Source organism: Antrihabitans cavernicola (genome assembly GCF_008297975.1).
In the GTDB taxonomy this organism is placed as follows: domain Bacteria; phylum Actinomycetota; class Actinomycetes; order Mycobacteriales; family Mycobacteriaceae; genus Antrihabitans; species Antrihabitans cavernicola.
Map to the genome: position 1 here is coordinate 1 of NZ_VLNY01000004.1, position 13,858 is coordinate 13,858.

General features: G+C 64.2%; 12 protein-coding genes and 1 rRNA gene. 6 read left to right on the forward strand and 7 right to left on the reverse strand.

Going from position 1 to position 13,858, the window contains the following annotated elements:
- Window positions 1–179: 179 nt before the first annotated feature.
- Window positions 180–296: ribosomal RNA gene (rrf, locus tag FOY51_RS09820) — 5S ribosomal RNA — on the forward strand.
- Window positions 297–371: 75 nt separating this feature from the next.
- Here the strand turns inward: rrf and FOY51_RS09825 are convergent.
- Window positions 372–1,226, reverse strand: a complete 855-nt coding sequence (locus tag FOY51_RS09825; RefSeq protein ID WP_214633088.1) for a hypothetical protein — start codon at window positions 1,224–1,226, stop codon at window positions 372–374.
- Window positions 1,227–1,327: 101 nt separating this feature from the next.
- Window positions 1,328–2,884, reverse strand: a complete 1,557-nt coding sequence (locus FOY51_RS09830; RefSeq protein ID WP_149430068.1) for an adenylate/guanylate cyclase domain-containing protein — start codon at window positions 2,882–2,884, stop codon at window positions 1,328–1,330.
- Between the two features lie 42 nt (window positions 2,885–2,926).
- On the opposite strand from FOY51_RS09830, the gene nucS reads away from it, so the two are divergent.
- Entirely contained in the window at window positions 2,927–3,604 is a 678-nt protein-coding gene (gene nucS / locus FOY51_RS09835; RefSeq protein WP_149430069.1) for an endonuclease NucS, read from the forward strand.
- A 33-nt stretch (window positions 3,605–3,637) separates the two neighbouring features.
- Window positions 3,638–3,940, forward strand: a complete 303-nt coding sequence (locus tag FOY51_RS09840) for an Rv1322 family protein (protein WP_149430070.1) — start codon at window positions 3,638–3,640, stop codon at window positions 3,938–3,940.
- A 3-nt stretch (window positions 3,941–3,943) separates the two neighbouring features.
- Here FOY51_RS09840 and FOY51_RS09845 read toward each other — a convergent pair whose 3' ends face one another.
- Both FOY51_RS09845 and mce read right to left on the reverse strand, forming a co-directional pair.
- Window positions 3,944–4,921, reverse strand: a complete 978-nt coding sequence (locus FOY51_RS09845; protein ID WP_149430071.1) for a coiled-coil domain-containing protein — start codon at window positions 4,919–4,921, stop codon at window positions 3,944–3,946.
- Between the two features lie 53 nt (window positions 4,922–4,974).
- Window positions 4,975–5,454, reverse strand: coding sequence for a methylmalonyl-CoA epimerase (gene mce / locus FOY51_RS09850; protein WP_149430072.1), 480 nt, complete (start codon window positions 5,452–5,454; stop codon window positions 4,975–4,977).
- A 79-nt stretch (window positions 5,455–5,533) separates the two neighbouring features.
- Here mce and FOY51_RS09855 point away from each other — a divergent pair, with 79 nt between their 5' ends.
- From FOY51_RS09855 to FOY51_RS09865, 3 genes are all read left to right on the forward strand, one after another.
- Window positions 5,534–6,727, forward strand: coding sequence for an acetyl-CoA C-acetyltransferase (locus FOY51_RS09855; RefSeq protein WP_149430073.1), 1,194 nt, complete (start codon window positions 5,534–5,536; stop codon window positions 6,725–6,727).
- Window positions 6,728–6,771: 44 nt separating this feature from the next.
- Window positions 6,772–7,131 carry a DUF3817 domain-containing protein gene (locus FOY51_RS09860; RefSeq protein ID WP_149430074.1) on the forward strand — a complete coding sequence of 120 codons (360 nt, stop codon included), beginning with the start codon at window positions 6,772–6,774 and terminating at the stop codon, window positions 7,129–7,131.
- 79 nt (window positions 7,132–7,210) lie between these two features.
- On the forward strand, window positions 7,211–8,110 hold the full coding sequence (locus FOY51_RS09865) for a tetratricopeptide repeat protein (protein WP_149430075.1): 900 nt from the start codon (window positions 7,211–7,213) through the stop codon (window positions 8,108–8,110).
- Window positions 8,111–8,120: 10 nt separating this feature from the next.
- Here the strand turns inward: FOY51_RS09865 and FOY51_RS09870 are convergent, their stop codons facing one another.
- The 3 genes from FOY51_RS09870 to FOY51_RS09880 are packed head-to-tail and all read right to left on the reverse strand — an operon-like array spanning window position 8,121 to window position 13,804.
- Window positions 8,121–9,572, reverse strand: a complete 1,452-nt coding sequence (locus FOY51_RS09870) for a neutral zinc metallopeptidase (RefSeq protein WP_149430076.1) — start codon at window positions 9,570–9,572, stop codon at window positions 8,121–8,123.
- A gap of 27 nt (window positions 9,573–9,599) precedes the next feature.
- Window positions 9,600–11,804, reverse strand: coding sequence for a 1,4-alpha-glucan branching protein GlgB (gene glgB / locus FOY51_RS09875; RefSeq protein WP_149430077.1), 2,205 nt, complete (start codon window positions 11,802–11,804; stop codon window positions 9,600–9,602).
- On the reverse strand, window positions 11,801–13,804 hold the full coding sequence (locus FOY51_RS09880) for a maltotransferase domain-containing protein (RefSeq protein WP_149430078.1): 2,004 nt from the start codon (window positions 13,802–13,804) through the stop codon (window positions 11,801–11,803). Before FOY51_RS09880 ends, glgB begins: the two co-directional genes overlap by 4 nt.
- Window positions 13,805–13,858: the final 54 nt, after the last annotated feature.

Genomic DNA, 13,858 nt, shown 5'->3' on the forward strand with positions numbered 1-13,858 from the left:
AGAACTGGAAGCCCAGTAATGGGTGCAGGTGACTGGTACTAATCGGCCGAGGACTTACCACAAAGAAGCTACGCGTCCACTGTGCAGTATCTGAAACAACACACACGTTGTTCAGAACTGAAAACCCCCACAACACAATTGTGAGGACATATCAGTTCCGTGTGACAGTTTCACAGAGTTACGGCGGCCATAGCGACAGGGAAACGCCCGGACCCATCCCGAACCCGGAAGCTAAGCCTGTCAGCGCCGATGGTACTGCACCCGCCAGGGTGTGGGAGAGTAGGACACCGCCGAACATACATTACGGCGATGGCCCCCAACTGTGTTGGGGGCCATCGTCATTTCTATGGTTCATGCCTTGGAGTCGGTGCTCACCAACCGCCGTCGAAGAACGCCGCGAGGGCTGGTTGTGAATCCGCAGCAGTACCGGCGTTCGCTACGACGAGAACCACCGCGGCGAGTGCGAGCAATGCCGAGAAAACGCCGAACGAAGCTAAAACGCGCCGTGTCCGCTTCTCGAGCAATGGCATTCGGGCGAACTGTCGCCACAGCCAGACGCTTGTCGCCAGGAAGGCCACCGCCACGATCGCGCCGATCACCGCCATCGCAAGGTGGTAGCGGGAAAAATCGCTGATCATTGCGCCGGCTGCAGGTGATATCCGATCGGTGGGCGAAGCGTGCAACTGTTCTCTTACTTGACCGAGGGCGGTGGCAAGGTCGCTGTTGGTCTCGCCGAACGGCAGCATCGAGAGTAGCGAAGAAAACGGAGCCACGGCGCCCTGAAGATTGGCCATCACCATGGCCGACGCGATCAGGCCGCAGGCCGTGACAACGACACCGCTCGCTGCGAGGGCGACCTGTCTTCCGTAGCTGCTGTCGGTGGCTCTGAGGAACGCCCGCCATACGTGCAGACCCAGCGCAAGAAGCACCGCGAGGAGGATCGCTGCAATTGCGGCCTTGGCAACGTGGAAGCGGAACCAGTAATCGACGAGCGTCCCCATGCTGGGGGAGAAGGCGCGGCCACCGGAATTCCAGTACTCGACGAATGCTCCACGCAGGGCGGCAGTGAGCCAGGCCTCGTCGAAGGTTTGTCCGCCCGGCGCCTTCGCCAGCGCACCCGGAGCCACGAACACGGCGACAACCAACGCAGACGCTAGGGCGGTCAACAGCGCTACTGCGCGATTGGGGGAAATCGGGACCCGCAACCGGGCGACGGTGGTGTTCAACAGAGAATCCTTCTGCTCGATCGGTAGTCAGTCGAACTACCATTCTCTGAGCCACTCTGTAGCTGCACATCAACCCACGGGTGGAGATGCCGTCCGTCGCGTCAGTCGACGGGGCTCGCTAGACGAGTCGGTTGGCTGCGACCGCGGAGCGTCACGGAATCGTCGAGACGCCAATGCTTTGCCTCGTCTTCGCGTGCCGCGCCGACGGCACGGTCGGATGCGAGGACCAGACTGGGCACGGTCTTGGCCAATTCGCAGAGGCGGGCGGCCTCGTTGACCGGATCTCCGATCACCGTGTACTCGAATCGTTTACGCGCGCCGATGTTTCCGGCAACCGCCACGCCGTATGCGATGCCGATGGCAGCACGGCAGTCCGAGACTTCCACCGGCAGACGATTTCTGATCGCCCGTGCGGTCGCAAGGGCTTGCCCCGCTGCGTCGGGCAGGTCGAGCGGCGCGCCGAAGATCGCGAGAGCGGCGTCACCCTCGAACTTGTTGATGATGCCGTCGAAGTTGTCGACCTCTTCGACGACCACATCGAAGAATCGATTGAGCAAATCGACCACGACCTGCGGCGGATGGCTCGCAGCGAGCTGGGTGGAGCTGATGATGTCGATGAAAAAGACTGCGACGGTGCACTCTTCGCCACCCAACTCTGGGTTGCGCGCCAGTGCAGCGTCGGCAACCTCGCGCCCGACATGGCGGCCGAACAGTTCTCGGATACGTTCGCGTTCTTGCAGGCCCTCGGCCATCCGATTGAAGCCGCTCTGCAGCTCACCCAATTCGGTGCCGTCGTAGACGACTACGTAGGCATCGGTGTCGCCGCGTTCCACCACCGACATCGCGTTGGTGACGGAGCGGATGGGATCGACCGTCGCCCGCGAACCCAACCTCGTCAACAGCAGCCCGAAGACGATGGTCAGGATGCCGATTCCGAGAATCGATACCGCGAGCTGATTTGCGGTCACCGGGTTGACGAAGCTGAAGAGTGCAACGGTCATCAGCCCGAACACCGGCACGCCACTGCCGAGGATCCACGCAAGCATGGATCTACCGGTGACACCGGTGATCCGGATATGGCGGGGATCGCCGTATTCCAACGCCCGAGCCGCAACCGGGCGGAGTGCGAACTCGCTGAGGACGTAACAGAACGCGCACGTCGTGACTCCGGCAAAGCCGATTGTGAAGGCCACCTTGGGAATTGCGTCTTGATTGATCGTGCCCAGTGCGGCGGTGAAAACCGCAACCCCGATCGCCCAGAGGACCGCCTGCAACATCGTGAAGCGGGCAGGCATCGCCAGCGCCGCAACCTGTTCGCGGCGAGTCGGCTCCCGGCCCTCTGCGGCCCAACGCAGCCCGCGCAGCCCGATCCCAGTGCCGATCGCCATCCCGATCACCACCGCGACGATCGTATAGAGCGGTGCGACAACGAAGTCCACGAAGGCATATTCCTGCGCCAGCAGGTTGGGGCCGGGAATCACCACCGTGATCAGTGCCGTCACGACCATGGCGCCGACCAGATTGGTGACGCCGATGAGCGCCATCAAGAGCAACTGCACCCGGATCCGTTGTCGGCGTATCGATTCGTTCGGTGTGCCGAGCAGCCAAGATCCCAGTGGGGCGACGGTCCGGGGGTGGTGCGCTCGAAGTCGCGACATGGTGGTTCGAGGGTAACGTGACACCTCGTTTAAGGTGGTCGAGTGCGCCTAGTAATTGCCCGCTGCCAAGTCGATTACGTGGGTAGGTTGACGGCTCACCTGCCACTCGCGCGTCGCCTGCTCCTCGTCAAGGCCGACGGATCGGTGAGCGTTCACGCCGACGATCGCGCATACAAGCCGCTGAACTGGATGAGTCCGCCCTGCTGGCTCACCGAAGGAAAAGCCGAGGACGGCGAGCGAGCGTTGTGGGTGGTGACGAACAAAGCGGGCGAAGAGTTGCGCATCACCATCGAGGACATCGAGCACGATTCCTCGCACGAACTCGGCATCGATCCCGGTCTGGTCAAAGACGGGGTGGAAGCCCACTTGCAGGAACTGCTCGCCGAGCACGTCGAGACCTTGGGCCAGGGTTACAAGCTGGTTCGTCGGGAATTCATGACGGCGATCGGCCCGGTGGACCTGATGTGCCGCGATGCCGACGGCGCCAGCGTTGCAGTCGAGATCAAACGGCGCGGCGACATCGACGGCGTCGAACAGCTGACCCGGTACCTGGAATTGCTCAACCGCGACCCGCTCCTTGCACCGGTGACCGGGGTGTTCGCGGCTCAGCAGATCAAACCGCAGGCAAAGACCTTGGCCGTCGACCGCGGAATCCGTTGTCTGACGCTCGACTACGACGCTCTCAGAGGCACCGAGAGCAACGAGTTCCGGCTCTTCTGAGGGGACCCGCGCAACGCCGCATATTCTGTAGTGGTGCCCCGACGTAAGCCGCAGCGTTCGCGAAGTCAACCGACGCATCGCTCTGCTTTCGGCGATGCCACCAGCCGAATCGATGATGGACCGGCGGGGGAGCGCTACCAGGTGCGGACGGTGCCGGGTTCGCGTGCCACCAAGATTTATCGGTGCCCGGGGTGCGATCACGAGATTCGACCGGGCGTCGCGCATCTTGTCGCGTGGCCGGTCGACGAGATCGGCGGTGCAGACGAACGCCGGCATTGGCACGCAGGCTGCTGGTCGGGCCGTGAGACGCGAGGGTTGACGCGTCGCTGGTCCTGAGCCTTACCGGGCGGACGCGCTTTCCTTGGCCTTCGACACCGTCTGGTCGTCCAGATCCTTGTCGACCGAACCGTCGATATCGGAGTCGGACGATTTCTGCAGTGCGCCCGGCGTCTCCGTCGGGGTGTCGAGAAGTTCGCTCTCGCGATTGACCGAGGCGAGCATGGCGGGCACCGAATCCAATTGGCCGCGAATGCCAAGCAATTGGGCGAGGACACGGCCGCGGAGGACGCGCAACTCTTCCGCAAGCTCCTTGGCATGCGCGATCCGACGCTCCGCCTGCTGCGTCGCGGTCTGCAGGCGACGCTGCGCCTCTTCGGTGGCGTCCTTGATCCGCTGCGCGGCCTCGGACTGGCTCGACGACTCGAGATCTTCCACGGCGCGCGTGACCTTGGTCCGACGCTCGCTCATGGTGATCTCGAAGTCCTGCTGCTCGGCCTTGCGCGTCTTGTCAGCCGTCGCAGCGAGGCGGGCGGCCTCTGCATCGGCGGCTTCGACGATCCGCGCGGCTTCGGTGCGTGCGCTGGCCATTGTCTGCTCGTACTCGATCTCGAGCGCGTTGCGGCGTTCCTCGATCTCGGCGAGCATCCCGTCGTAGCGAGCTTGCATCTGGGCGGCGTCCTGCTCGGCGATGGACGTCACTTCCGCTGCCTCGGACTGCGCTCGAGCGCGAACTTCGGAGGCTTCGTCCGACGCCAGGCGCAGCATCCGCGAAATACGATCGGACATGCCCTCGGCAGTGGTCGGCGGCACCGACAGGCGATCGACGTCTTTGCGCAGAGCATCGATGTCGTCACGAGCGTCCTCGAGCTGATTCGCCAGGTTCCGTGCCTGCGCTGCCGCGGCGTCGCGGTCCGTCGCAGTTACTCGAAGTTCCGCATCGAATCGGTCGAAGTAGTTGCGCACCTCGTCACGGTCGTAGCCCTTGCGGGTGATCGTGAAAGGAAGTGCCGCACCATATCGGTCTTGCTCGTTCGCCATGTCGTTCAACTTACCGTTAGAGAGTGAAGGATGTCGGCTGGAAAATCGGGTGCTCAGTGCGTCGATTCTGCAGCAGGTTGGACAAGTTCTACCAGTACGCCGCCTGCATCCTTCGGGTGGATGAAGTTGATGCGCGAGTCCGCTGTACCTCGGCGCGGCTCGTCGTAGAGGAGCCGAACGCCGCGCCCGCGTAGATCGGCGGAGACGGCGTCCAGATCGGTGACGCGATAGGCGAGTTGTTGCAGGCCGGGGCCGTTCCGATCGATGAACTTCGCGATGGTCGACGACTCGTTCAGAGGCGCGAGCAGTTGCACCTGCGTAGCACCGGACGCCGCACCCGCGTAGGAGAGCATCGCTTCGTGAACACCCTGCGATTCGTTGATTTCGCGATGCGTCTCGACCATTCCGAGGTTCTCGCCGTACCACGCGACGGCGGCGTCGAGGTCTGGGACGGCGATCCCGACGTGGTCGATAGCGGTCACGAGCTGCGATGCCAAGGCGCCTGCGGCCGCACTTGGGCCGGATTGTGTCATGGGCAAACGGTAGCGCTACCGTTGACCGAGTTCTCGCCGGGATACCGCCCTCCCGGTCGATCGTCATCGGAGGCCAAAAATGTCCAGCTCAGTCATCGTGTCGGGTGCTCGTACGCCGGTTGGCCGGCTTCTCGGTGGGTTGAAGGGCTTCTCCGGCTCCGACCTCGGCGGGTTCGCGATCAAGGCCGCACTGGAGAAGTCGGGTGTTGCTCCCGAGCAGGTCGAGTACGTGATCATGGGTCAGGTGTTGACGGCGGGCGCCGGTCAGATTCCCGCCCGGCAAGCCGCGGTCGCCGCCGGGATTCCGATGGACGTTCCCGCGTTGACCATCAACAAGGTGTGCCTGTCGGGCGTCGACGCCATCGCGCTCGCCGACCAGCTGATCCGCGCCGGTGAGTTCGACATCGTGGTTGCCGGCGGTCAGGAATCGATGACCAATGCGCCGCACATGCTGGAGAAGAGCCGCGAGGGGTTCAAGTACGGCGATGTGACGCTGCGCGATCATCTGGCTTTCGACGGGTTGTACGACATCTTCACCGATCAGGCGATGGGCAGCCTCACCGAGCAGCGCAACCGGACCGAGTCGACGCCGCTGACCCGCGAGGAACAGGACGAGTTCGCCGCTGCCTCGCACCAGCGCGCGGCACTCGCCTGGAAGAACGGCGTATTCGACGACGAGGTGGTTCCCGTGGCGGTTCCGCAGCGCAAGGGTGACCCGGTCATGGTCACGACGGACGAAGGCATCCGCGCCGACACCACGGTCGAAACCCTCGGCAAGCTGCGTCCCGCGTTCAGCAAGGACGGCACCGTGACCGCCGGATCGGCGTCGCAGATTTCCGATGGTGCCGCGGCCGTGGTCGTGATGAGCAAGGCGAAGGCCGAAGAGCTCGGATTGGACTGGCTGGCGGAGATCGGCGCGCACGGTGTGGTCGCCGGTCCGGATTCGACACTGCAGTCGCAGCCGGCACGTGCGATCGCCAAGGCATGTGCACGAGAAGGCATCGATCCCAAAGATCTGGATTTGGTGGAGATCAACGAGGCGTTTGCAGCAGTCGGGATCACGTCGGCACGTGAATTAGGTCTCGATGCCGACCGCGTGAACGTCAACGGCGGCGCGATCGCCATCGGCCATCCGCTGGGTATGTCGGGTGCGCGTATCGCGCTGCATCTGGCGCTCGAGCTGCGTCGACGCGGCGGCGGAGTCGGCGCAGCCGCGCTGTGCGGCGGCGGCGGTCAGGGTGACGCGCTGATCATGCGCGTGCCGAAGAGCTGACGGCAACTACAGCTTGTCGTAGCTGGTCCGGCACAATGGCAGGCATGGGAAATATCTTCGATGTCTCGACGCCTGCCAAGCGGTTTCGGCTGGTCGCGTACTGGGAGGCCGTCACGTGGGCCGCATTGCTCGTCGCGATGTTCTTCAAGTGGGTGCTCGGCCACGAGGAAGCGGTCCGCATCCCGGGCATGGTGCACGGAATCGCTGGATTCATGCTCTTCGTCGTGATTGCGTTGTTCACGGCGCGATCGCTGCGATGGAATGCATCGACCACCGTCTGGGCGCTCCTGTCGAGCATTCCCCCGTTCGGCACGATCGTGTTCGAGAAGTGGGCGGCGCGCACCGGTCGATTGGCTGAGCTGTCGACCACCACCGCCGTTGCGCAGGTCCCCGCACAGTCGTGACAAACTGGAACCCGTGACTCGACCCGGTTCCCGTCCACCAGCACGTCCGTCTCGACCCGCGCCCGCAGTGGCAGCGGCGATGACGGGCGCAGTCGACCTGTCCGCCCTGAAGGAGCGCGCGCAGCCCGCGCAGCGACCGGCTGGCACCGCTCCCAGCGGCGCCGACGGGCCGAGCGCGCCAGCCGTTGTGCAGGTGACGGAGGCGAACTTCGAAGCAGAGGTGCTGCAGAAATCCGACCAGGTGCCCGTCGTGGTGGCGATGGTGTCGGGCAGAAGCCCGGGTAGCCTCGATCTGCTCGAAGTACTCGAGCGAATTGCCGTGCAGGACAACGGGGCCTGGATTCTTGGCGCCGTCGACGTCGATGCGAACATGCGTATCGCCCAGGCCTTCGGGGTGCAGGCCATTCCGACAGTCGTCGCGGTGGCGGCCGGCCAACCGCTTGCCGACTTCCAGGGCGGTCAATCCGACGCACAGGTCCGCCAGTGGATCGATGCGGTTCTCGCCGCCGTCGAGGGCAAGTTGGCAGGGCGCCCCGCGCAGGAGGGCGACGCCGAGGCGGAAGCGCCGGAAGACCCACGATTCGTCGCTGCGGAGGACGCGCTCGACTCGGGCGACCTGGACGCCGCCGTTGCCGCGTATCAGAAGATTCTCGACGAGGAACCTGCCAACGCGCAGGCAAAGGACGCGCTCCGCCAGGTTCAGTTCCTCGCCCGGGCCCAAACGGTCGGACCCGACGCCGTCGAGACCGCCGACGCGAATCCGGCCGACGTCGACGCCCAGCTCAGCGCCGCCGACGCGGAATTGCTTGCACAGCTTCCGGAAGCGGCTTTCGGACGCTTGATCGACGCAATCAAACGCACCGCAGGCGACGACCGCACGGCGCTGCGAACGCGGCTACTCGAACTGTTCGAATTGTTCGATCCCGCAGAGCCTTTCGTGGTCGCCGCACGCCGCAAACTGGCAACCGCGCTTTACTGACCAGGTCGCGCTAGCCGTACCGACCATTGCACGCGGATTGACCCCCGAGCACGCCGGAGCGGAATGCGTCGATTCGAGCGAACCCGCTCGGCACCGTCTTGCCGTTGACGTCGCTTGCGGCGAGCCCGTCGGTGAGCAGGCCGGATACTGCCTCGTCGAGATCGCCCGGTGACAGCGTGAAGTCGCCCGCATCCGGCCCACGATCGGATGCGAGCCCCGTGGTGACCACCCCGGACAGGCAGGCCGCGCGCAGCGCAGTCTTGGCTTCGGTGAGCGACTGTTTCTCGTTCTGCTGTACGGCGAGCGTGAAGCGCGACCCGAAGACCACGTACGCGTTGTAGTCGCCGGTGACGGTGACCGGAAGCCCGTTCCCGGGATCCTGGCGGGGTGTGCCGCGCTCGGCAAGCGCGGGAATGTCGACGCCGATGGTGTCTGTGGTGGGGCAGTAGGACACCGGCTCCGTTGCCCGGGCGTCCGCGCACCCGGTGTCCGCGCCGGTGTAGGAGATCTTCGGTTCCTGTGGCAGGGCGAAAATACTTTGCAGTGCCTTCACGAATTCGGTGAGACTTGCTTGGGTGACCGGTAATTCGCCGGTATCGCTCGGTGAGCTGAACTGCTGCGGCAAGTCGGCGCGGCGGCTATCGATCTCTTTCTCGTCGATCTTCGCGCATGCATCAGGTCCGTCTGTGAACCCGATCTGTACTGCCGTGACCCGTTCGAACGCAGAACCGTGAATCGACTCGGGATCGTTCGGATCGGAGTCTCGGATCGAAACCGTCGCTGCAAGAACGGAATTCAGGCCGTCCGAGGTGTTGATGGTGAAATGTGGTGCGCCGCCTTCCGCGACATGCCGGATGAACGCACCCGCGAAGCAGTCGGCTTGCTGTTCGAACACGATGCCCGGCTCGTCCTCACCGACGATTCCGCTCTGGAACTGCACCGCGTGTCCGTACTCGTGCGCGAGCACCATCACCACCGACATGGGACCGAACGCGTCGATCATGGCCGGAAGCAGGTTGGTCCGATCCCAGCCGATCGTGTTGTCCTTGGTGCAGTAACCGGCATTGGCCACGCCGGCGGTGCGGTCCTGGCAGAACTCGATTGCGCTGCCGCGCGGGGCATCCGAGTCCCAGGAGACGATGCGATCGACGGGCTGGAACTGGCCCTTGAAATGTTTGGGGTATTCGGCCTTCCAGTACGTCTGGATGTCGTCGACAGCATCGACGGCCAACTGATCGACGTCGCCTCCGTCGCCGTTCTCCGCTTCGAGCGTCGACGGTGCTACACCCGGCCGCGGTCCGCTCGGCCCCGACGTAGCCGGTAGTCCGGCGACGGTGAACGGGTCGTTGTAGATGGACACGGCATTGCCGTCGACGGTGCTACTGCAACCCGCAATCAATGCCACGGACAACATCAGGGTCACCGACACCACTGCTGCACCGACGGATCGTGCCGTGCTCATCCATGCTCCGTATTCCCGAAACCCTGCTCACCGCTGGAAGTTCAACCAGATAGCGCTGTTCGCGGGCAGAACCACCTGTGCGGATGCCGGCCTGCCGTGCCAGGGCTCGACGGTGGCGGTGACCGCCCCCAAGTTGCCCTGCCCCGAACCGCGATAGATGTCGGCGTCGGTGTTCAGAATCTCCACCCAGCGACCAGGTTCGGGTAATCCGACACGATAGCCGGAATGTGCCGAGCCCGAGAAGTTGTAGATGCACGCAACGACCGATCCGTCGGTGCCGAACCGGAGGAAGCTCAGCACGTTGTTGGCGGTGTCGTTGGCATCGATCCAGGAGTAGCCGCCCGGTGACGTGTCGAGGGTGAACAGCGCCGGATGGGCGCGATAGATCGCGTTCAGATCGCTGACCATGCGGAAGATCCCGCGACGCAGGTCGCCGGTGTACGGCTCGTCCAACTGATACCAGTCGAGGCCGCGTTCCTCCGACCACTCGGTGCGCTGGCCGAATTCCTGGCCCATGAAGAGCAGCTGCTTCCCAGGGTGCGACCACATGTACGCCAGCAACGCCCGCAGCCCAGCGGCTTTCGCGAAATCGTCGCCCGGCATTCTGGTCCACAGCGTGCCTTTTCCGTGCACCACTTCGTCGTGGCTGATGGGCAGCAGGTAGTTCTCGCTCCAGGCGTACATCAGCGAGAAAGTGATGTCCTGATGGTGATACGACCGGTGGATCGGATCATGCCCGAGGTAGCCGAGCGTGTCGTGCATCCAGCCCATGTTCCACTTCATGTTGAAGCCGAGGCCGCCGACGTTGGTGGAACGCGTCACGCCCGGCCACGCCGTGGATTCCTCTGCGATGGTGACGACTCCGCTGTGCTTCTTGTGCACGGTCGCGTTCATCTCCTGTAGAAACCCGACGGCCTCGAGGTTCTCGCGACCACCGTGCACGTTGGGCGTCCAGCCACCCTCGGGGCGCGAGTAGTCGAGATAGAGCATGGAGGCGACAGCGTCCACCCGGAGACCGTCGACGTGATATTCGTCGAGCCAGTACAACGCGTTCGCCACGAGGAAGTTGCGAACCTCGCTGCGGCCGAAGTCGAAAACGTAAGTACCCCAGTCCAATTGCTCACCGCGCTGCGGGTCGCCGTGTTCGTAGAGGGGTGCGCCGTCGAATCGTGCCAGCGCCCATTCGTCCTTGGGGAAGTGGGCGGGCACCCAGTCGACCAACACGCCGATGCCGGCAGCATGCATGTGATCGACGAAGTAGCGGAAGTCGTCCGGGCGGCCGAATCGTGCAGTCGGTGCGTAGTACGACGTCACTTGGTAGCCCCAGGAACCGCCGAACGGATGCTCGGCGACCGGGAGCAACTCGATGTGGGTGAATCCGGCTTCGGTCACGTACGTCGCGAGTTGCTCGGCAAGTTCACGGTAGGTGAGTCCCGGCTTCCAGGATCCGAGATGCACTTCGTAGACGCTCATCGGAGCTTGCGACGGATCCACGTCGCCGCGTTGCGCGAGCCAGGAACTGTCCGTCCACTCGTAGTCGCTGGTGGTGACGACCGATGCGGTATCCGGGGGGAGTTGCGTGCAGAAGGCCATGGGGTCGGCCTTCTCGCGGGCAACGCCGTCGCTGCCCACGATGCGGAACTTGTACAGCGTTCCTGCGCCGAGGTCGGGGACGAAGAGTTCCCAAACACCAGTCGAACCGAGTACTCGCATGGGCGAGCTTGCCCCGGTCCAGCCGTCGAAATCGCCGATCAGAGTGACACCTTGGGCATTGGGCGCCCAGACCGCGAACGAGGTTCCGGTCACTTCCCCGTCCGGGGTCGTATACGAGCGGGCTTGCGCACCGAGGATGTCCCACAGGCGTTCGTGGCGGCCCTCGCCGAACAGATGGAGATCGAGTTCGCCGAGGGTGGGTAGAAACCGGTAGCCGTCCGCTGAGACCGCGGTGTGACCACCTTGGTAGGTGGTGGCGATTCGGTAGTCGACAAGGTTCTCGATCGGAATCAGTGCCCCGAACAGTCCGTTCTCGAGGTGCGGTAGCGGATAGTCGACACCGCCGATGCGGGCTACGACCGACTCCGCCTGCGGCCGCAGGACGCGAATGACAGTGCCCGACCCTTCGGGGTGTGCACCGAGGACCGAGTGTGGATCGTGATGGCGTCCGGAGAACAACAGATCGAGATCGCGACGATCGGGTAGCGCGTTCTTAGGTGCTGGGGGCTTTCGAGTCACGATGAATCTCCTCGGTAGGCGCGTTCGGCTCGGGCCTCGTACGGGACCATCGGAAGTGCGAGGATGTGTGCGACCGACTTCCACGGTTCCAGGCGCACGTAATTCGTTTGGCCCCAGTGGTATTGCTCGCCGCTGACCTCGTCGTACACCGGCAGTTGGTCGTGCCAGTCGCGTCCGATCGCAGGCATGTCGATCTGGACGTTTCCGTCCTCGACGCCGAACGGGTTGAGGTTGACGATGATCAGCACTGCGTCGCCGGTGACCGGATCGACCTTGGAGTAGGCGATCAACGCGTCGTTGTCGACGTGGTGAAACGCGATGGTCCGCAACTGCTGCAAGGCGGGATGTGCACGCCGGATCTCGTTGAGCCGGGTGATCCACGGTTCCAATGACTCACCGCGAGCCCGAGCCTCCGCGAACGGCCGCGGGCGCAGTTGATACTTCTCGGAATCGAGGTATTCCTCGCTGCCCGGTCGCACCGCCTGGTGCTCGAACAGTTCGTAACCCGAATAGACGCCCCAGCTCGGTGCGAGGGTCGCGGCGAGCGCCGCGCGAAGTGCGAACATGCCCGGCCCGCCGTGTTGCAGGCTTTCGTGCAGGATGTCGGGAGTGCTGACGAACAGGTTCGGTCGAGCCTCGTCCGCCTTCGCGGCGATCTCTTTGCCGAATTCCGTCAACTCCCACTTGGCAACTCGCCAGGTGAAGTACGTGTACGACTGCGTGAACCCGCGTCGAGCCAGCCCGTAGAGCCGGGCGGGGCGGGTGAACGCTTCGGACAGGAAGATCGCGTCAGGCTCTGCGATGCGGGCGCGGGCGATCAGCCATTCCCAGAAGTCCGGCGGCTTGGTGTGCGGGTTGTCTACCCGAAATATCTTGACGCCCAAGCTGATCCAGTACTCGACGATGCGCAGAACCTCGGCGTAGATGCCCTCGGGGTCGTTGTCGAAGTTGACCGGATAGATGTCCTGATACTTCTTCGGCGGGTTCTCGGCGAATGCGATTGTGCCGTCGGGTAGCACCGTGAACCACTCGGGATGTGCTGCGGCCCAAGGATGGTCGGGTGCGCACTGCAGCGCCAAGTCGATGGCGACCTCGAGGTTCAGCCTGTTCGCGCTGGCCACGAACGACGTGAAATCTTCCTCGGTCCCGAGCTGTGGGTGGATCGCGTCGTGGCCACCTTCGTCGGACCCGATCGCCCATGGCGATCCCACGTCGTCCGGGCCTGCTGTCAACGTGTTGTTCGGGCCCTTGCGGTTGATCTTGCCGATCGGGTGGATCGGCGGCAGGTACACCACGTCGAAGCCCATCGCCGCAATGCGTGGAAGATCTGCCGCCGCTGTCTCGAAGGTGCCGTGACGTGGTGTGCCGTCCTCGTCCCAACCGCCGGTGGAGCGTGGGAAGAACTCGTACCACGAGCCGTAGAGCGCGCGCTTGCGTTCGACGAGGAGCGAATGTTGGTGGCCTCGGGTGACAAGTCCGCGCAGTGGATAGACGCGCAGCAAATCGGTGATCTCCTGTGAGAACGCGGGCGCGACGCGCGCAGGTAGCTGGTCGTTGCCGCGAAGCGCTGCCGCCGCACTGTGCAGCCGTTGCCGTTCGGCTTGCGGCACCTTGCGCGCCGCCCGATCGAAGAGGAGCGCGCCGATCTCCAGATCGTTGGCCAGGTCGGTCGCGCTCTGGCCTACCGCCAGCTTGGCTTCGACACCGCCGCGCCAGGTGGCGATCGGATCGCCCCACGCTTCGATTCGGTACGTCCACAGGCCTGCGACGGTCGGTGCGAAAACGGCGTTGAACACGTCCGGTCGATAGTCGGGTGACATGCGAATTCGCGTCGTCTTGCTACCCCCGGGTTCACGCATCGCGAGAGTGGCCGCGACGGCGTCGTGACCTTCGCGCCACACGACGGCACGGACGGGGAACATTTCCCCTACCACAGCTTTGGCGGGGCGTCCGCCCGAGATGTCGGGCGAGACGTCGTCGATCGCGATACGACCTGTCACGCGGTGCTCCGTTCATGGTGGGACCAAGGGAGGCTCTCGAAATGGCGTCTGTAG